This is a genomic window from Leifsonia sp. Y862 (genome assembly GCF_057669585.1).
The window spans coordinates 631,383-649,436 of record NZ_JBYHFR010000001.1 but is presented as its reverse complement, the minus strand read 5'-3'; the positions used below and the strand labels follow the sequence as shown (position 1 = coordinate 649,436).

Annotated in this window: 16 protein-coding genes; 5 read left to right on the top strand and 11 right to left on the bottom strand. The window is 63.6% G+C overall.

The window, feature by feature from the left end; all coding sequences use genetic code 11:
- Positions 1-4 precede the first annotated feature (4 nt).
- Both cobA and AC25Z0_RS03070 read left to right on the top strand, forming a co-directional pair.
- Positions 5-832 carry a uroporphyrinogen-III C-methyltransferase gene (gene cobA / locus AC25Z0_RS03075; protein ID WP_488118787.1) on the top strand — a complete coding sequence of 276 codons (828 nt, stop codon included), beginning with the start codon at positions 5-7 and terminating at the stop codon, positions 830-832.
- Complete coding sequence (locus AC25Z0_RS03070) at positions 819-1,979, top strand: uroporphyrinogen-III synthase (RefSeq protein WP_488118786.1); 1,161 nt, start codon at positions 819-821, stop codon at positions 1,977-1,979. Before cobA ends, AC25Z0_RS03070 begins: the two co-directional genes overlap by 14 nt.
- 6 nt (positions 1,980-1,985) lie before the next feature.
- Here AC25Z0_RS03070 and AC25Z0_RS03065 read toward each other — a convergent pair whose 3' ends face one another.
- The 4 genes from AC25Z0_RS03065 to rpsP all read right to left on the bottom strand — a co-directional run bounded on the left by AC25Z0_RS03065 (position 1,986) and on the right by rpsP (position 4,369).
- Complete coding sequence (locus AC25Z0_RS03065) at positions 1,986-2,819, bottom strand: formate/nitrite transporter family protein (RefSeq protein WP_488132274.1); 834 nt, start codon at positions 2,817-2,819, stop codon at positions 1,986-1,988.
- Positions 2,820-3,064: 245 nt separating this feature from the next.
- Complete coding sequence (gene rimM / locus AC25Z0_RS03060; RefSeq protein ID WP_488132273.1) at positions 3,065-3,688, bottom strand: ribosome maturation factor RimM; 624 nt, start codon at positions 3,686-3,688, stop codon at positions 3,065-3,067.
- A gap of 7 nt (positions 3,689-3,695) precedes the next feature.
- The gene (locus AC25Z0_RS03055; protein ID WP_441728429.1) at positions 3,696-3,932 is read right to left on the bottom strand and encodes an RNA-binding protein; all 237 of its coding nucleotides are present in this window, start codon (positions 3,930-3,932) and stop codon (positions 3,696-3,698) included.
- Positions 3,933-3,934: 2 nt separating this feature from the next.
- Positions 3,935-4,369 carry a 30S ribosomal protein S16 gene (gene rpsP / locus AC25Z0_RS03050; RefSeq protein ID WP_488118783.1) on the bottom strand — a complete coding sequence of 145 codons (435 nt, stop codon included), beginning with the start codon at positions 4,367-4,369 and terminating at the stop codon, positions 3,935-3,937.
- A 198-nt stretch (positions 4,370-4,567) separates the two neighbouring features.
- On the opposite strand from rpsP, the gene AC25Z0_RS03045 reads away from it, so the two are divergent.
- Complete coding sequence (locus AC25Z0_RS03045; RefSeq protein WP_488118782.1) at positions 4,568-5,719, top strand: glutamate--cysteine ligase; 1,152 nt, start codon at positions 4,568-4,570, stop codon at positions 5,717-5,719.
- Here the strand turns inward: AC25Z0_RS03045 and AC25Z0_RS03040 are convergent.
- The 5 genes from AC25Z0_RS03040 to ftsY are packed head-to-tail and all read right to left on the bottom strand — an operon-like array spanning position 5,716 to position 10,008.
- Entirely contained in the window at positions 5,716-6,513 is a 798-nt protein-coding gene (locus AC25Z0_RS03040; protein WP_488132272.1) for an LLM class F420-dependent oxidoreductase, read from the bottom strand. The two genes, AC25Z0_RS03045 and AC25Z0_RS03040, sit on opposite strands and share 4 nt — an antisense overlap.
- A gap of 3 nt (positions 6,514-6,516) precedes the next feature.
- Complete coding sequence (locus AC25Z0_RS03035) at positions 6,517-6,948, bottom strand: META domain-containing protein (protein ID WP_488118780.1); 432 nt, start codon at positions 6,946-6,948, stop codon at positions 6,517-6,519.
- 53 nt (positions 6,949-7,001) lie between these two features.
- A complete protein-coding gene (gene ffh / locus AC25Z0_RS03030) occupies positions 7,002-8,567 on the bottom strand; it encodes a signal recognition particle protein (RefSeq protein ID WP_488118779.1) in 1,566 nt (521 codons plus the stop codon).
- Between the two features lie 30 nt (positions 8,568-8,597).
- Entirely contained in the window at positions 8,598-9,101 is a 504-nt protein-coding gene (locus AC25Z0_RS03025; protein WP_488118778.1) for a DUF2004 domain-containing protein, read from the bottom strand.
- Between the two features lie 31 nt (positions 9,102-9,132).
- A complete protein-coding gene (gene ftsY / locus AC25Z0_RS03020; RefSeq protein ID WP_488132271.1) occupies positions 9,133-10,008 on the bottom strand; it encodes a signal recognition particle-docking protein FtsY in 876 nt (291 codons plus the stop codon).
- A gap of 143 nt (positions 10,009-10,151) precedes the next feature.
- Between ftsY and AC25Z0_RS03015 the strand changes: the two genes are divergently transcribed.
- Positions 10,152-11,567 carry an FAD-binding oxidoreductase gene (locus tag AC25Z0_RS03015; RefSeq protein ID WP_488132270.1) on the top strand — a complete coding sequence of 472 codons (1,416 nt, stop codon included), beginning with the start codon at positions 10,152-10,154 and terminating at the stop codon, positions 11,565-11,567.
- Between the two features lie 28 nt (positions 11,568-11,595).
- Here AC25Z0_RS03015 and smc read toward each other — a convergent pair whose 3' ends face one another.
- On the bottom strand, positions 11,596-15,258 hold the full coding sequence (smc, locus tag AC25Z0_RS03010; protein ID WP_488132269.1) for a chromosome segregation protein SMC: 3,663 nt from the start codon (positions 15,256-15,258) through the stop codon (positions 11,596-11,598).
- Positions 15,259-15,445: 187 nt separating this feature from the next.
- Here smc and AC25Z0_RS03005 point away from each other — a divergent pair, with 187 nt between their 5' ends.
- Positions 15,446-16,534: a GNAT family N-acetyltransferase gene (locus tag AC25Z0_RS03005; RefSeq protein ID WP_488132268.1), complete on the top strand. Its 1,089-nt coding sequence runs from the start codon at positions 15,446-15,448 to the stop codon at positions 16,532-16,534.
- 173 nt (positions 16,535-16,707) lie between these two features.
- On the opposite strand, the gene AC25Z0_RS03000 is transcribed toward AC25Z0_RS03005, so the two are convergent.
- A complete protein-coding gene (locus AC25Z0_RS03000; protein ID WP_488132267.1) occupies positions 16,708-17,994 on the bottom strand; it encodes an HNH endonuclease signature motif containing protein in 1,287 nt (428 codons plus the stop codon).
- Between the last annotated feature and the right edge of the window lie 60 nt (positions 17,995-18,054).

The window sequence follows — 18,054 nt, the reverse complement described above, 5'->3', positions numbered from 1 at the left end:
GCACATGACTGACCAGAAAGAATCAGAGGTCGGCCGCGTGACACTCGTCGGTGGAGGCCCGGGCGATGTCGGGCTGCTCACCGTCGCCGCCCGTGACGCACTGGTGGCAGCAGACGTCGTACTCTACGATCGCCTCTCCCCCCACGCCAATCTCGGTGAGCTCTCGCCCACGGCGGAGCTCATCAACGTCGGCAAACAGCCGGGAAACCATCCCATCAGCCAAACGGATATTGAGGCACTCATTGTGAAGCACGCACTCACGGGTGCTCACGTTGTGCGGTTGAAGGGCGGCGACCCTTATGTGTTCGGTCGCGGCAGCGAAGAGGTCATGGCCTGTCATGCACACGGAATCGCCGTCACGGTGCTCTCCGGGGTGACGAGTGCCATTTCCGTTCCCGCTGCTGCCGGCATTCCGCTGACCCATCGCGGGCTCAGCCACGCGTTCACCGTCATCTCCGGGCATGCGCCGTTGGGCGACAACGAGCTGGAGGCTCTCTGCCTGCTTGGCGGCACCATCGTGGTACTCATGGGTGTCGGGACACTGCCGACCTTGACCCAGGGACTGATCAGGCACGGTATGACTGGGATGATGTCCGTCGCGATCATTGAGAATGGATTCAGCCAGAACCAGCGCACCACGATCGCTACCCTGGGCACCGTTTTGGCGGAGGCTGCAGCAGCGAAGGTGTCTGCACCGGCGGTCCTCGTGATCGGAGAGGTCGTGGCACTCGCGTACAGCGCTGATGCATCCGCTGAAGAGCTGATGGCGCGTGCAAGCCGATACACGGATATCGCCTCAGCCACAGGGATGGCTGCACATGGATCTGAGTGAACAGCCGACCCTCCATTTCAATCCCACCCAGTTGGAGGGATTCCGGATCGGAGTGACGAGCGACCGTCGCTCTGGGGATCTCATCGATGCTTTCGAACGGCGCGGAGCGAAGGTCACTCACGCTCCCACACTTCGCATCGCGAACTCTCAGCAGGAGGGTCCACTCGTTGAAGACACCACACGCCTGATCAGAGCGAAGCCCGATATTCTGCTCGCCACCACCGGGTATGGCGTTCGTCGCTGGTTCGAAGTAGCAGATGCTGCCGGCCTCGGGCAGGACCTCATTGATTCGCTGGCTGACACCGACGTTCTGGTGCGCGGCCCGAAGGCGAGGGGCAGCATCCGTGCTGCGGGCCTGAACGACCGCGGGATGAGCGACGAGGAAACGACATCGTCATTGATTTCCAAAGTTCTCGCTGAGTACCCCCCTGATCTCACGATCGCCATCCAGGTGCACGGCTATACCGACGAGCAGCAGTTGGATCGACTCAGGGCAGTTCATCGCGAGGTGATCACCGTCGCTCCATACCGGTGGATCGCCATCGACGACACTGACGAAAAGGTGCAGGGGCTCATCGAAGCCGTCTGCACCAGGCAGCTCGACTGTGTCACGTTCACCAGCGCCCCTTCCGTTCATGCACTCTTCGCCGCAGCGGAGGGTATGGGCCTCTACCCGCAGCTCATCTCTGCCCTTGGAACCTCTGTGGTTGCGGCTGCAGTCGGACCTGTCACTGCAGCTCCCCTGGTGCTCGCCGGGATTGTCCCGCTCCAGCCGACACGCTTCCGGATGGGTGCGCTGATCCGACTGGTATGCGAATACCTCGACGAGGATGGCGCGGTGCGCCTCGACACGGCGTTTGGACCGCTCTCACTCCGTGGGCAGGTGTTGGACGTCAGCCCGAACGATGGACCGCAGAAGCGCATTCAACTGCCGCCCTCTGCCCTTGCGATCCTCAGGACGCTCGTTTCCGCCAAGGGGTCTGTCGTGTCACGGGACGAGCTAGTTGCAGCGCTCGGTAGTGCAACGCTCGGCCAGGCACCAGATGATCACGCCATGGAAGTGTCGCTCGGGCGCCTCAGAAACATCATCGGTATCCCCGGCCTCGTGTCCACCGTCGTGAAGCGGGGATACCGAATCACCGTCTGAACGCGCTTACTGTCGGATCCCGTCCATTGCTGGAACGGGGGTGATGTCCCGTTCAATCTTCGTTCGGTGCGAGAAGTAGAGCAGAGCGGCCGTCAGCGTGACTCCCCCGACAAAGTTGCCGAGCAGAACCGGCAGTTGGTTCCAGCCCCACCAGTCGAGCACGCTCACGTGCGCACCAAGCAGCATGCCGGCGGGGATGACGAACATGTTTACGACGGCATGCTCGAACCCGAGCGCGAAGAACATCGTGACGGGAAGCCACATGGCCAGGATCTTTCCGCCGGTGGTGGTCGATGTGAACGCCAGCACAGCGCCGAGCGTCACCATCCAGTTGCAGAGCACGGCCTTGATGAAGACCAGAGCGAGGCCAGATATTCCGAGCGCCTCGTAACCGATGGTCTTGGTTTCTGCGATCTTGATGATCATGGCGACGAGAGGATCTGACTGGTCGGTGCCCATCTTGGTGATGGCGGCCAGATACAGCGCCGCGTACAGTCCGCACCCGATGAGGTGTCCGATGATGACGAACAGGAAGTTCCTGAGCATCCGTCTGACTGTGGTCTTTCCCTCAAGCACTGCCAGGGGAATCAGTGCAAAACTCCCAGTGACGAGTTCCAGGCCGAGCAGCACAATCATCACGAAGCCCACCGGGAAGATGACGGCCCCGACGATGCCCAGCTGAGACTGAGAGGTCGCGGTAAACGCGAGCGTTGTCGCGCAGGCGAGGATCGCCCCTGCGAGGGTTCCGCGCGCGAGAAGCTGGCCGATGCTGAGTGATGACTTGTCAACGCCGGCCTGTACGATGCTGTCGATGAATTGATCGGGTTTCACATAGGACATGGCGTGTCGCCTCCAGATGAATACAGCGGACGAATATGGCCCGATTCGAACCAGTAATCCCCGATTCGAACCAGTCATCCGAGCGTAGAAGCGACACGGTCCCCGCCGGTTTCGCTCCGATCTCTCCGCCGTAAATTCCGCCTCAGCACGTCCGCGACGCGATGTGAGTTTGTGCCCAGATACGACTGTGGCCCGCCTCATCCCTGTTCAGGATGTGGCGGGCCAGAGTGCACTGAGCGAGAACGCTATTCGGCCGGGCGAGTTTCCTCAGCTGGCGTTTCAGCGACCTCGGCAGACTCGTCTGCTTCCTCAGCAGGAAGCTCTTCAAAGAGCCCCAGCGGCGGAGTGACAGTGACGATGCCGGCCTTCACGTCAACCGTCGGCACGATGGCCTTGACGAACGGGACCATGACGTCACCGTTCGGGGTCTTGACGATCAGCAGGTCTTGCGCCGGGAAGTGGTCAAGGCGGGAGATCGTTCCCACCGTGACCCCATCACGGACGACGTCGAGCCCAACCAACTGGTGGTCGAACCAGGCATCTTCTTCGTCGGACTGCTCGGCGGCATCCTGCTCGATCCACAGGATCGCCTTTGCAAGCGTTTCTGCGGTCGTGCGGTCTGACACGCCCTTGAAGAATCCGACTGCGTGCTCGTTGTACCAGCGAAGTTCGACGAGTTCAAGCGTCTTACCGTGCCAGGGCGAGCCCGATGGAACCTGAAGCGTGAACACGGCGCCAGGGACGAAACGACGCCCTGGGTCATCCGTGAACAGCTCAAGCTTGATAGCACCCTTGAGGCCATGAGCCTTCGTCAGGCGCCCCACCCGAAGTTGGGTGTGCGGCGGTGTTGCGTTATTCTCCGAGCTCATTGCCAACTCAGAAATCAGTGTCAACGACATCGACACGCACGCGCTTGCCGTCAGCGAGAGCGGCCACGAGGGTACGCAATGCCTTGGCGGTGCGACCTGCGCGACCGATCACCCGACCGAGGTCCTCGGGGTTCACACGAACCTCGAGAACATCGCCGCGGGGTGAGTTCTTAGCTGCAACATGCACATCCTCAGGGTGATCAACGATCCCCTTGACGAGGTGCTCAAGCGCGGGAGCGAGCAAAATTACGCCTGGTCCTCTGCTGCTGCATCGGTCGAAGCGTCATCGGCCGGAGCCTCGACTGCTGCTTCTTCCTTGACAACGACCTTCTCAGCCTTCGGCTTGAGAACAGGCTTCTTCTTCTCGTCAGCGACGAAAGCAGCCTTCGGCTCCTTGACGCGGACGGTGCTGACAGCGTTCTTGTCGCCCTTGAACTTGCCCCAGTCGCCGGTCAGCTTGAGGAGAGCCTCAACCTGCTCGGTCGGCTGAGCGCCAACGCCCAGCCAGTAGAGGGCACGTTCGGAGTCGACCTTGATGACCGAAGGCTCTTCGGTCGGGTGGTACTGGCCGATTTCTTCGATGACGCGACCATCGCGCTTGGTGCGCGCGTCAGCGACAACGATGCGGTAGTACGGCGCGCGGATCTTGCCCAGGCGCTTCAGACGGATTTTGACAGCCACAATTCTCCTGTGTGTTCTTTATTTTTGGCGAACTGAGGGCCGTGAGCGTGGGGGCACACTCGGCACAAGCTCAATGGGGTTCTGAACGCCGGATTAGAGGGTCGGGCGAAACAGAACTCGACTAACCATTCTGTCAGACTTGGTGAAGATTGTGATAATCGAATATCGCCGTCGGACAACCGCAGCAGGAGAATCTACGTGAAAATCGATTTCAGCCGCTCAGAGCGATCCACCATCGGCATCGAATGGGAGCTTGCCCTCGTCGATCAAACCAGTGGCGACCTCGTGTCGATCGCGACGGAGGTTCTCGATGGCCTGCGCTCCCCTGACGGCTCTCCGCACGCCCACATCACCGGCGAGCTGCTGCTGAACACCGTTGAATTGGTGTCCGGCGTCCATCACACGGTGGCTGACGCCGTCACCGACATCACCGGCCAGCTCGACGAAGTTCGCGAGGTGGCTGCGCCGTTCGGCGTCGACCCTATGTGCAGCGGCTCGCATCCGTTCGGCCAATGGTTCGACCAACAGGTGACCGACAACGAGCGCTACCACCGTCTCATCGATCGCACCCAGTGGTGGGGGCGAAACATGATGATCTGGGGCATTCACGTTCATGTCGGGATTGAAGACGTCAACAAGGTCATGCCGATCCTGAACGGCCTGCTCTGCTACTTGCCCCACCTCCAGGCCCTGTCGGCCTCCAGCCCGTACTGGGCCGGCGTCGACACCGGTTATGCGTCCAATCGCGCCCTCATGTTCCAGCAGCTCCCCACAGCAGGCGCACCGTGGGGCCTCGCCGACTGGGCGGCGTGGGAAGAGTACGTCGCAGACATGACCAAGACCGGAATCATCACCGATGCCACGGAGGTGCGCTGGGACATCCGCCCCGCACCACGCTGGGGCACGATCGAGGTGCGGGTGTGCGACGGCGTCTCAACCGCCCTGGAACTCGGCGCGATCGCCGCACTCATCCAATGCCTGGTCGAATGGATGTCGAGCAGGATCGATGCCGGGGAAACGATTCCGACCATGCAGCCGTGGTTTGTACGCGAGAACAAGTGGCGTGCTGCGCGCTACGGACTCGACGCGGAAATAATCCTGGACGCGGCGGGCACCGAGCGCCTCGTGACGGATGACGTGCGCGAACTCGTCGAGACGCTGACACCCATCGCCATCACACTCGGCTGCCTCGCCGAACTCGAGTACCTCATTGTGATTCTCGACTCCGGCGCCAGTTACCAGCGGCAGCGGGCAGTGGCTGCGTTGAATGACGGTGATCTGGTTCACGTCGTTGCCGCACTTCGCAACGAGCTGAAGACCGGCAGGGCGGCCGTCACACCCGATAGCTAGGGCGTTGCCTCGTTCTTCGAATCGCGCCAGGCCAGCCAGTCCCTCACCGGGGCCAGATCGTAGTCCGGGCCGGAAATACCGATCGTGTACAACCGGGTCCCTAGCTCGTAGAGATCGTCGGCTTCGCTCACGGAACGCGACCTGAGTTCCGTCGAAATCTCGATGGCCGAGAGGTCACGCCCCACCCGGTCACACCACGAGCCCAGCACACCCAGCTTGTGCTCGAGCACGGATGGGCTCGAGAAGGAGTGCCAGATATCCGCATGGGTGGCAACGATCCGCAGCGTCTTCTTCTCGCCTCCCCCGCCGATCAGGATCGGGATGTCGCGAACGGGCGGCGGGTTCAGCTTCGCCCACCGTGCCTCGATGCGAGGGAGGGCATCCGCCAGGGCATCGAGCCGAGTACCCGGCGTACCGAATTCATAGCCGTACTCGTCGTAGTCACGTTCGAACCAACCGGAGCCGGTTCCGAACAGGAAGCGGCCGCCACTGATGTGATCGATCGTACGAGCCATGTCGGCTTGCAGGTCGGCATTCCGATAGCTGTTGCAGTTGACCAGCGCCCCGATTTCAATCGTCGACGTCTGCTCTGCCCAGGCAGCCAGCATCGTCCACGACTCGAAGTGCATTCCGTCTCGGTCACCGCTGAGCGGGAAGAAGTGGTCCCAATTGAAGGCGATGTCAGCGCCGAGCGCCTCGACCGCGCCAACAGTTTCCCTGATCTTCTCGTATGAAGCGTGTTGGGGTGCGAGTTGCACGCCAAGCCGGACAGGGCGTGCGTCTGCGGATGCCACGACTCAGCTCGCTGGGGTGGGTGCCGTGCCGGGGATCAACGAAACCAGGACATCGCCGGAGGCGTCCTTGAGCTCAAGTGAGTCACCGTCACCGGAGACCGACTTGGCCGTTGCCATCAGTGTTGGCAGGGGCTTTCCCTCGCAGTAGATCAACGTCGACGGGCCGGCCGTCGTGGTCAACGCACCGTCTGAGCCGAGCTCCCACGTGCCCTTGACGGTGTTACAGCCGTCGGATGACGTCCAGTCTCCGCCGTCGTCGATTGTCAGGTACGGCTGCGTATCCACATCGAACGTCTCGTCGACGACCCAGGTGCCGATGAGGTCATCGGCAGCAGGATCTGAACCAGACGAGCCGGTACCCGCCGTTCCGGCACAGCCGGACAGCAGGGTGAGAGCAAGAGCACAGCTACCGGCGAGTGCCACGAATCGACGCATTGAAAACCCCTCACGAGTCAGTTGAATTGACCCGAGCCTAGCGGTTCGCGCCTCTAGCGCCCCAGCATCTTCTGGAGCGCCGCCATTTCCTCTTCGGTCGGCGCGCCACCCTTATTGCCACCGAGGCCGAACCCTGAGCCGCCTGCTGCACCATCGCCGGCTGCCTTCACACCAGAGGCCAGCGCCGCGTTCTCAGCGGCGCGCTTGGCGGGGTTGCCCGACTTGGAGCCCTTCTTCTTCGCGACCTGCTTGCCGCGGCCACCGCCGAAGCCGGCTCCGGGGATCGGACCCATTCCTGGGATGTTCGGCATGCCGCCCTTTGCGACGGTCTTCATCATCTTGGCGGCCTGCTCGAAGCGTGCCACCAGTGAGTTCACCTCTGTGACACTCGAGCCGGAGCCCTTGGCGATACGAAGGCGCCTGGATCCGTTCAAGAGCTTGGGGTTGACGCGCTCTGCCTTGGTCATCGACTGGATGATCGCTTCTGTACGCACAATCTCGCGTTCGTCGAAGTTCTCGAGCTGCTGCTTCATGGCGCCGGCGCCTGGCAGCATGCCCATCATCTTCTTGATCGAACCCATGTTGCGCAGCTGCTGCATCTGGCCGAGGAAGTCGTCGAGCGTGAAGGTGTCTGTCGCGAACTTCTCCGCGACCTTCCGTGCCTCTTCCTCGTCGAACGAGGACTGTGCCTGCTCGATCAGGGTGAGGATGTCACCGAGGTCGAGGATGCGGCTGGCCATGCGGTCGGGGTGGAACGGCTCGAAGTCGTCGAGGGATTCACCGGTTGAGGCGAACATGATCGGGCGACCGGTCATGGACGCCACTGACAGGGCGGCACCACCGCGCGCGTCGCCGTCGAGCTTGGTGAGCACGACTCCGGTGAAGTCGACGCCCTCCTGGAAGGCCTTGGCCGTCGCGACCGCGTCTTGCCCGATCATGGCGTCGATGACGAAGAGAACCTCGTCTGGATTGATGGCCTTGCGGATGTCTGATGCCTGCTTCATGAGCTCGGCATCCACACCGAGGCGACCAGCGGTGTCGACGATCACGGTGTCGTAGAGCTTCGTCTCTGCGAACTTAATGGCGTCCTTGGCGACCTTGACCGGGTTGCCAACGCCGTTGCCTGGCTCCGGGGCGAACACGGGAACGCCGGCCTGGTTACCGACAACCTGCAGCTGGGTGACGGCGTTCGGACGCTGCAAGTCGGCAGCGACGAGAAGTGGAGTGTGGCCGTCTTTGGCGAGCCACTTGGCAAGTTTTCCGGCCAGCGTGGTCTTACCGGCACCCTGGAGGCCGGCCAGCATGATGATGGTCGGCGGCTTCTTGGCGAACTCAAGTCGACGCTGCGACCCACCAAGGATCTGCACGAGCTCTTCGTTGACGATCTGAACGACCTGCTGGGCAGGGTTCAGCGCCTTGTTGACCTCGTCGCCGAGCGCGCGCTCACGGACCTTGCCCGTGAACTCCTTGACGACGTCGAGCGAGACGTCTGCATCGAGCAGAGCGCGACGGATTTCGCGAACGGTGCCATCGACATCCGCTGCGGAGAGCTTGCCCTTGGTGCGGAGATTCTTGAAAGTCTCGGCCAGGCGATCTGAAAGGTTCCCAAAAGTTGCCATTGTGGCTCCAGTTTAACCCGGTGAAACCGGTTAGTTTTCCATCTGCACGGCGATGGTGTCGCCGTGCACGTCAATTGTGACCATGAGTACGTAGTCCGTGTCCTCAGGGCTGATCGAATACTCCAGCAGCGCGAAGCGCTCTTCGTTTCCAGCATTGTGCGGCATGAACGTCACGCGCTGCACCTGGATCGAGCGCAGGAAGTCAATCTGCCTGTCGCCTGAGTCCCAGATGATTGCGTCATCCAGTGCGCTGGAATCCATGTCGTCAACTACAGCGGTGATGTACTCGATTGTCTTCGAGCCTTCGGCGCTGAGGTCGGCCACGAGGGACTCCCTCACCTGGGAGTCGAGCTCTTCAATGGCGTTGATCATGCCGGCGACAATGTCGAGGGATTCGACGAGAACGGCAGCCTCGTCGGGCGCGGTCACGTCAATGTCGACGCTCTGGTCACCGAGTTCCGTCGTGTCAGACCAGTAGATCTCGCCGTCGTCGTCGCTGCCGAGAATGCCGAAGTAGTCGTGTTCGATGGTCATACTGTCCTCAATAATCGATGTCTCACGGGCCTCAGCCCACGAGCTTCTGTGCAAATACGTGTGGCGTGAAGCCGGTGAGGTCGTTGATTCCCTCACCCTGCCCGATCAGCTTGATCGGGATGCCCGTCTTTTCCTGCACGGCGAGCACGAAACCACCCTTGGCTGACCCGTCGAGTTTCGTCAACACGAGCCCGGTGACCCCGGCGTGCTCGATGAACGCCTCGGCCTGGGCGAGCCCGTTTTGGCCTGTTGTGGCATCCAGCACGAGGAGGACCTCAGAGATCGGCGCCTGCTTTTCGACGACACGACGAATCTTCGTGAGTTCGTCCATCAGGCCGCCCTTGGTCTGCAAACGCCCGGCGGTGTCGATGATCACGATTTCCGTGCCCGTCGCCATCGCCTTTTCCACGGTCTGGAATGCGACGGATGCCGGATCCTGGCCGTGCGCCTGCGGACGCACGATGTCGGCCCCAGCGCGCTCTGCCCAGGTCGCGAGCTGCTCAACGGCCGCAGCGCGGAACGTGTCAGCCGCGCCGATGAGCACCGTGCGGTCGTAGGTGCGCAGGAACTTCGCGAATTTGCCGATGGTGGTGGTCTTGCCCACACCGTTCACACCGACGACCAGCACGATGGCCGGGCGTTCGCTGAGCTTGAGGGTTGGATCGTATGCCGCCAGGCGTTCTTCGATGCCCTCGCGAAGCATCCGCTGCAGGTCTGCCGGATCGGTGGTGTTGTACTTCGCCACCTTCGCGCGCAGGTCAGAGACGACGGCGTCGGTGAGGTCGGGTCCGAAATCGGCTTGTATCAGCGCGTCTTCGAGGTCGTCCCAGCTCTGGTCGTCAATGAGTTTCTTCGTGAACATGCCGCGCAGCGCGCCAGACAAGGACCAGGGGGTGCGTTCAGCCATACCTCTAGCCTAGGGCCGGTCGGGGGCGATCGCCTGTCGGCCAGAGGGGGCTGGCAGAGCGCCTAGATGCCGGATACCCTCTGTCCCAACCCGACGATGTCGCGTCACTGGCGCGCCATCACCCTTTCGAAAGGACGACTCCCGTGACACTCTCCCCCGATCACAGCGCTTCCCCTGATACCAGGGCTGATGCAGCCACGGAAGCGCTTGAGAGGTTGGCATCGGCGTTGACCGGCTCGTTGCTTCTCCCAGGAGACACCGACTGGGATGTGGAACGCATGGGCTGGAACCGTGCCGTCGACCAGCATCCGGTTGCCGTGGCTTCGCCACACACGACCGATGACCTGCTGCTGATCCTGGCCACCGCCCTCGCCGGCGAGTTCGAGGTTGCGGTGCAGCCGAGGGGGCACGGGGCCAACGATCCACTGACCGACTGCATCCTGGTTCGGATGAATGCTTTCGACGAGATCAGCATCGACGTTGAGAAGCGGACCGCTCGCATCGGCGCTGGTGTGAAATGGGGCAGTGTCCTCCCCCTCCTCGATGGCACGGGACTCGTTCCGCTCTCTGGTACCAACCCGGACGTCACCGTTGCCGGCTACCTGCTCTCTGGGGGTCACTCCTGGTTCAGCCGCTGGAAAGGGCTGGCCGCCCACTCGATTCGTGCGGTCGAACTGGTCGACGCATCAGGGACGTTCCGCCGAGTCACCGCTGACTCGGATCCTGACCTGTTGTGGGCGCTGCGCGGAGGCTGCGGGCTGTTTGGCATCGTGACCACACTCGAAATCGACCTCTACCCGGCACCGGAACTCTTCGGCGGAAAGATCATCTTCCCTGGCGACGCGGCTGAAGCGGTCTTCACCAGCGTCGATGCGGTGATGACGGACGCGCCTGATGAGTTCAGCATCTTCTTCGGCATGATCAACATGCCCGACGTCGAATTCGTTCCTGAACCACTCAGGGGAGGCACCTTTGCCACCGTGGATGTGGTCTACGTCGGGACGCCCGCGGACGGCACGGCGTTGCTGGCCCCCATTCTCGCGTCGGCGCCGGTGCTGATGGATCTCACGCATCCGTTCAGCATTGGCTCGATCGGCGAGGTGTCTGCGGAACCGACGGAGCCGTCGGCCACGCACGACTGGTCGTGTGCGCTCACCGATTTCGGCGACGCGGGGTTTGCCGGCTTTATTGCTGCATTCAAGGCAGGGAGCCAGCACGGACTCACGCTTGTGCAGGTGCGTCCGCTCGGCGGAGCGCAGGCCGACCCGAGCTTGGATGACACGGGCGCCGTCGGACACCTGGACGCCGGCTATCTCGTCTTCGCTGGGGCCATCTTTGGCGGCCCTGGCATCGAACTCAACGTGGCGGAGATCTTCGCTCCCCTCGAAGCCGCAACGGCAGGCCTCACCAGCCCGCGCTCCGTGCCGTCGTTGCTCTCCCGCGGGCAGGACCTGTCGGACGCGTACAGCATTGAGGTTCTTGAGCGGCTCTCGCTGCTCTCAATCGCGGTCGACCCTGAGCGCCTCCTGCACAGCAACCGGCCGCTCCCCCGCGCGTAGGCTGCGCCAGCACCGGGGAGAAGGCCTCCTACGAGGCCTTCTCCTCTGCTGCGGCGATCCGTTGACCGACGACGGCAGACACGCCGTCCTGGCGCATGGACACACCGTAGAGCGCGTCGGCGATCTCCATGGTGCGCTTCTGGTGAGTGATCACGATCAATTGGCTGGTTTCGCGCAGGTCTTCGAAGATGGTGAGCAGGCGGCCAAGGTTGGCGTCGTCGAGCGCCGCCTCGACCTCGTCCATGATGTAGAACGGGCTCGGTCGCGCCTTGAAGATGGCGATGAGCAACGCAACGGCGGCCAGCGACCGTTCGCCGCCAGAGAGCAGCGACAGCCGTTCGATCTTCTTGCCGGCCGGCTTCACCGTGACCTCAATGCCTGTTGTGAGCATGTCGTCGGGGTTGGTGAGCTGGATGCTGCCTGTTCCGCCGGGGAACAGCACCGGGAAGACCTTGCCGAACGCTTCCTGGGTATCGGCGAATGCGCTGGAGAAGATCGTCTCCATCTTGCCGTCGATCTCCTCGATGATCGTCAACAGGTCGGAGCGGGTCTTCGTGAGGTCTGTCAGCTGTTCCGTCAGGAATTTGTGGCGTTGCTCCAACGCCGCGAACTCCTCAAGGGCGAGCGGGTTGACGCGGCCCAGCTGCCCGAGCTTTCGTTCGGCGGCCGCCAGGCGCAGCTTCTGTTCGTCACGGTCGAACGGGATGCCGGCGGCCGGGTCGGTCCCCTGGGTCGCAGCGTCACCCGTCACCGCATCCTGATTCCGGCCACCGGCCGTGGTCACGACATCGAGAGGGATGAGTTGGTCAGGACCGTATTCGGCGACCAGGACCTCCTCGACGAGGCCGAGTTCGCTCCCGACCCGCTCCAGGAGGTTCGACAGGTGCAGTCGCTTCTCGTAGATCTGGAGTTCGAGTCCGTGGACGCTCTCCGTGATGGTCTGGAGCCGCAGTCTGGCCGCAGATTCCTCTCGGCGGAGGGCGAGGAGTTCTTCGTTCTGGGTCGCGCGCTCCGCCTCGGCGGCTGCGAGACACTGCCTGGCCTCTGCAACAGAAGCATCCACGGAGCTCAGCACCGCGGGAAGCGCCTCGGCAACCGAGCTGGCGGCATCAATCTGCCTGCGGCGGATGACGGCCAGGCGGGCTGCCTCTTCTGCGGCGGCGCGCTCGGCTTCCTGTCGAGTTGCCAGCGCTGCAGCGCGGCTCTCCTCGGCGCGAACGCGCTCTTTGGCCGTCTCGACCCTGAGCCTGGCCTCGATCTCCCCCTCGCGAGCGGATTCGAGTTCGGCGTACACGGCGTCCCTGGTGCTGACGTCGAGGAGGGGGCGTGGCCGGGATCGCGCGGTCTCCAGCTCTGCCACGGACTCGGCGACGGCACGTTCCGCTGGGAGCACGGCGTCTGTGGCCTGCTCAAGACCGGCGGTGAGCCTGTCGTACTCTGCAACGGATGCTTCCAGCTGCACCTTCGCCCTGTTGAGCTGCTCTGCGTGGCTGGCGCGTTGGGATTCCTGCGCGCGAATCTCGGCTCTCGCCTTCGTCGCCTGCTCTTTCGATGTGTGCAGGTCTGCGCGATGCTCTGCGAGCACGAAGCGCGCCCGTTCGATCACGGATGTGACCTCAATCAGACGCTCAGCGGCGCTGTCGCGTTCTGCGACGAGCTCGAGCCTGCTCTGCTTGGCCCCAGATCCGCCACGCAGCACGTACTCGGTCAGCACTTCCCCGGCCAGCGTGATCAGCGTGGGCTGCGGAATATTCTCGCGCGCGGCCAGCGCCTGGAACGCGCTTCTTGCCGTTTCCAGATCGTCGGCGATGAGGGTGTGCCGCAGGATCCCGATGACCCCGCCTGGCGCGTCGACCACGGTGTGGGCAGGCACGACTCCCGGGAGGTCGGGTGGTGATCCCCACGCCGCGCCCTGCTCTGTACGGGCATCGGCTGTGCGCGCGTCGGCTGCGCGTGTTGCCGGCGTGGCCACGATGACGTCGACCCGGCCTAGATCGGCTGACTTCGCCTGTTCAATGGCGGCAAACGCGGCGTCGCGGTCATCGGCAAGTACAGCGTCGGCCAGTGAACCGAGCGCCGCGGCGATAGCCGCCTCGTAGCCTGGCTGCACCCGCACATGTTCTGCGAGCAAACCGGTGACACCGGGGATCCCCGCTGCGACCAGCGCACTGGACCCATCACGCTGGTCGAGGGCGAGTGAGAGCGCACCCGACTTCGCGGCCAGCGCGTCGCGTTCCCGCTCTGCGGTGTGCAGCTCGTCGCGCAGACGTTCGATCTCTGTCTCCGTGTCGCGGATATGAGCCTCTGCCTGTTCCAGGATCTGGTCGAGATCGAGGCCATCGTCGGCGCCTGCGTCGTCGGCGCTTGCCTCGTCGCCGTTCGGAGCGCCCGCCGTCTCGAGCTCGGCGAAGCGTGCTGCGTGCACGTCACGTCGTTCGCGGGCGGCATCGATGGCGTTCTGCTGGCGAAGCACTTCGCCGCGCAGCATGGCCAGCCGCGATGCGGCCGTTTCTGCTCGGCCGGCAAGTTGGGAAACCTCAAGGTCGTGTGATGAGACGAGCGCGGCCTGCGCTGCGATCTCTTCGTCGATGGCGTCGAGCTGGCTTCGCGTGGCAACGGTCACCGCGTGCGCGTGTGTCCAGGCAGTCTCGGCAGTCGTGATGGCGGCGCGCAAGCGTTCGATCTCGTCCGCGGCATCCGTCAGCATCTGTGGGGTGACGCTCGGGCCGGTCTCAATGTTGTCGGCCTGGGAGCCGAGCAGTGCCAGCCGCTGATTGGCGAGCGTGTACAGGCCGCGCAGCCGTTCCTGCACCGACTCAAGGCCGAAGCTGGTCTGCCTGGCGACATCCACCGCGTCGCCGACCTGCGCCTGCTCAAGGCGCTCGATGCGGAGTTGCTTCTGCTCGAGCTGTTCCTGCAGCACCATGCGTTCGGCGTGGCGCTCGCCTTCTGAACGAGAGTGCACGTCGAGCGCGCGTCGGAGCGTGACAACCTCGTCAGCCAACAGACGGGCACGCGCGTCGCGCACGACGGCGGCGATGGTTTGGGCTTCGCGGGCGATCTCCGCCTGTCGGCTGAGGGGCTTCAGCTGGCGCCTGAGCTCACCAGCCAGGTCACTGAGCCGCGTGAGGTTGGCCTGCATCGCGTCGAGCTTGCGCAGCGTCTTTTCCTTGCGCCTGCGATGCTTGAGGATTCCGGCAGCTTCTTCGATGAAGCCGCGACGATCTTCGGGGCTAGCGCGCAGGACGGCATCCAACTGGCCCTGGCCGACAATGACGTGCATCTCTCGGCCGAGGCCGGAATCGCTGAGCAATTCCTGCACATCGAGAAGGCGACAGGCCTGCCCGTTGATCGCATACTCGCTTCCCCCATTGCGGAACAACGTGCGCGAGATGGTGACCTCTGAGTACTCGATCGGCAGCGCGCCATCTGAATTGTCGATTGTCAGGATGACTTCTGCCCGGCCGAGCGGACCCTTCGTCGTGGTGCCGGCGAAGATGACGTCTTCCATTTTGCCGCCGCGGAGCGTCTTGGCGCCCTGTTCACCCATCACCCAGGCGAGGGCGTCGACGACGTTCGACTTGCCGGACCCGTTCGGCCCGACCACACAGGTGACCCCCGGCTCGAATGCGAATGTCGTCGGGCGCGCGAACGACTTGAAGCCCTTCAGGGTGAGGCTCTTCAGGTACAACGGGCCCGCCCTCTCAGCTGGTCGGTGGCGAAACGTGTGGCGAAAAATGGCGGATGCTGTGGCGCGATCCGATGCGGACTATGGCTGCCACGCTGGGTCAACGGTACCGGATTTCCGCCGAAAATCAGGGATCGGGGCCGACGATTCGCCCTATCGGAAGCCGCAGGCCCCCGGCTACGCTCTGACGATGACAGCTCCCGCGTTTGCCGTCGCCCGTATTCCGATTCCCGCTGCACCCCACGCTGCAGGTTGGGCGGACTTTGCGGCATCCGTTGACGTGCGGAATGCGGTCGAAGCCGCGGCGTACGGCAGCGACGAACTGTCGCTCACGGCAGAGGAATTATTGCCGGGGTGGCTGGACCAGGAGCACGAGCCGAAGCAGTTGCTCGTTGCCCGGATCTCCGGGCGCGTGGTGGCGCGGGCTGTCTACGAGACGCAACCAGAGGAATCCGCTGAGGTCGCGTGGGTGTCGGTGGAGGTTCGCCCCGAGTATCGGCGCCGCGGGATCGGCAGCGCGCTTGCCGACGCTGTTGAGTCGATCGCGCGCTCTGAGGGGCGAAACACCCTGATCGTGTACGCAGCGGCGGCGGAGATGCCCGGCGAACGGATCCCGGCACCAACGGGATACGGCTCGATCCCTGCCGCCGATCCAGGAGCGGCGTTCCTGGTAAAACGGGATTACCGCCTCGAGCAGGTGGAGCGGGGCAGCAGGCTGACTCTTCCCACAGATCCCGACATGCTCGATTCTCTCTACTCAGAGACCACGGCGCGTGCCGGTGATGAGTATCGCGTTCATCTCTGGACGGATCGGACTCCGCCCAAGTGGCTGGACGACATGGCGATCCTCTATACGCGCATGTCAACGGATGCTCCGACGGCCGGCCTTCAGGAGCCAGAAGACGTCTGGACCGTCGAACGCCTTCTGGTGAGCGAGGACCTGCACGCGACGGCACCGCGAACCACCCTGGTCGCCGCCGCGGAGCATGTGGCGAGCGGGCACCTCGCCGGCTTCTCAGAGTTGTCGGTGCCGGCCCAACTCACGCGTGCGGTCGCCCAGGAGGACACCCTTGTTCTTCGCGAACACCGGGGGCACCGTTTAGGCATGCTGGTGAAACTCGCCAACCTGCGTCATCTAGCGGATGTCGCGCCTGGGCATCCGTCTGTCGTCACGTTCAACGCAGAGGAGAACCGCTACATGCTCGACGTGAACGAAGCGCTTGGCTTCGTGCCGATGGGCTATGAGGGCGGCTGGAAGCGCGTGGTGCCCGCGGCATAGCTCACTCGGTCACGTTGCGCGCTTCGGACGCCATTGTGCGTTGTGCGCTTCGGTCGTCATTGTCACCTTGATCGCTTCGGTCGTCATTGTCACCTTGATCGCTTCGGTCACCACTGCCACGTTGCTCGCGTCGACGCCTTACTCGCCGGACGTGGCTCGCACACGTGGCGCGGCTAGAACGGCGGGATGCTCGTGTCGGGCTCGACCGGGACCGCGACCGGGACCGCGACCGGGACCGGAACCGGGATGCTTGGCCCGAGCTCGTTCTCTGGTTCGGTGTCGTACTTGTGGCCGGTCGGTGATGTCCAGTGCAGGATTCCGTCGTCTGCCTGGCTGACCTGCCAGCCGATTTCGTGTTTGTCGCGGTGGTTCTTCGCGCAGAGGCAGGCCATATTCGTCAGCCTTGTCTCACCCTGCTGCCCGTTCTCAGCGAACGGCACCGTGTGATCGAAATCGCTCTGCCTGGCCGCCCGATTGCAGCCGGGGAACCGGCAGGTGCCGTCCCGCAACTGCAACACCGTGCGGAGGCCGGCGGGTGGCCGGTAGCGATCCCGCCCCACGGACAGGAACGCTCCTGTCTCGGGGTGGGTGAGGATGCGGAGGAAGCTCGTCGCGTCGCCGACGAGTTCTTTCGCGGTGTCGAGGTCGATCGGTCCGTAGCCTTCCAGCACAGCGGGTTCGTCGCTGCGGCCGAGGAGCGTTAGCGCCGGAACCAGGATGGCGACGTCAGCTTTGATGCCGCGGCTGCCGCCACCGTTACCGTTGCCGGCGTCGAGGACCAGGTCAACGAACACATCAGCCTTCAGCTGGGTGAGAGTGCGGGACTCATCCGAACCCTGCAGGCTCATCGCGAAGTTCGTGATCCGGCTCACGATTGCCTGTCCTTTCGCTGCCGGCAGGAACGCGCTGACCCAGCACATGCCGTCCTTGGCGGGTTCGAAGAACACCGCTCGGTCTGCGACGCTGCGCTCATGCCGAGCGGTGATGGATTCTGCATCGAGTCGTTCCCGCACCCGCCGGGTCTTCTGGGCGAACTTCGCCACGGTGAGACGGCCGGCATCGGGCAACACCGCGGCCTCCAAGGCTGCCGTGTTTTCCGGGGACAGCCCGATGCTCTGGTCGACGAGGGTGGTGGCGTGCCGGTAGCTGATGTCCCCGGCCTGCAACACTGCCAGGGTGGTGGGCAGTTGGTGCACGAGGATCTTGCTGACGGCGATCGTCGTTTCCATGGTGCGTTCTGGCACTCGGAGCGCGCAGGCCAGTTCGGTGACGAGCAGTCGCTCGTTCGCCCAGGCCTGTTCCGCCTGGGGCACGGTGACCGGGGCGGTGGTCATGGACTCGCTGGTCAGGCGGGCCCGGTCGATCGCGACGGCCTCTGCCGCGGCGATCGTCGCGAGGCTCCGATGTAATCGGGCGGCCTCCTCGACTTCTCTGCCGAGTTGTTTCATGAGGGGGTTCATACCCTGAATTATCCTCGGCACCACTGACATTCTTACTGGCCGGAAACAGGTTCTGATCTG

What these genes read in the sequence shown, in the direction of transcription:
- cobA (WP_488118787.1), top strand. Translation starts at nt 5, where the DNA reads ATGACTGACCAGAAAGAATCAGAGGTCGGCCGCGTGACACTCGTCGGT.
- AC25Z0_RS03070 (WP_488118786.1), top strand. Translation starts at nt 819, where the DNA reads ATGGATCTGAGTGAACAGCCGACCCTCCATTTCAATCCCACCCAGTTG.
- AC25Z0_RS03065 (WP_488132274.1), bottom strand. Translation starts at nt 2,819, where the DNA reads ATGTCCTATGTGAAACCCGATCAATTCATCGACAGCATCGTACAGGCC.
- rimM (WP_488132273.1), bottom strand. Translation starts at nt 3,688, where the DNA reads ATGAGCTCGGAGAATAACGCAACACCGCCGCACACCCAACTTCGGGTG.
- AC25Z0_RS03035 (WP_488118780.1), bottom strand. Translation starts at nt 6,948, where the DNA reads ATGCGTCGATTCGTGGCACTCGCCGGTAGCTGTGCTCTTGCTCTCACC.
- ffh (WP_488118779.1), bottom strand. Translation starts at nt 8,567, where the DNA reads ATGGCAACTTTTGGGAACCTTTCAGATCGCCTGGCCGAGACTTTCAAG.
- AC25Z0_RS03025 (WP_488118778.1), bottom strand. Translation starts at nt 9,101, where the DNA reads ATGACCATCGAACACGACTACTTCGGCATTCTCGGCAGCGACGACGAC.
- ftsY (WP_488132271.1), bottom strand. Translation starts at nt 10,008, where the DNA reads ATGGCTGAACGCACCCCCTGGTCCTTGTCTGGCGCGCTGCGCGGCATG.
- AC25Z0_RS03005 (WP_488132268.1), top strand. Translation starts at nt 15,446, where the DNA reads ATGACAGCTCCCGCGTTTGCCGTCGCCCGTATTCCGATTCCCGCTGCA.
- AC25Z0_RS03000 (WP_488132267.1), bottom strand. Translation starts at nt 17,994, where the DNA reads ATGAACCCCCTCATGAAACAACTCGGCAGAGAAGTCGAGGAGGCCGCC.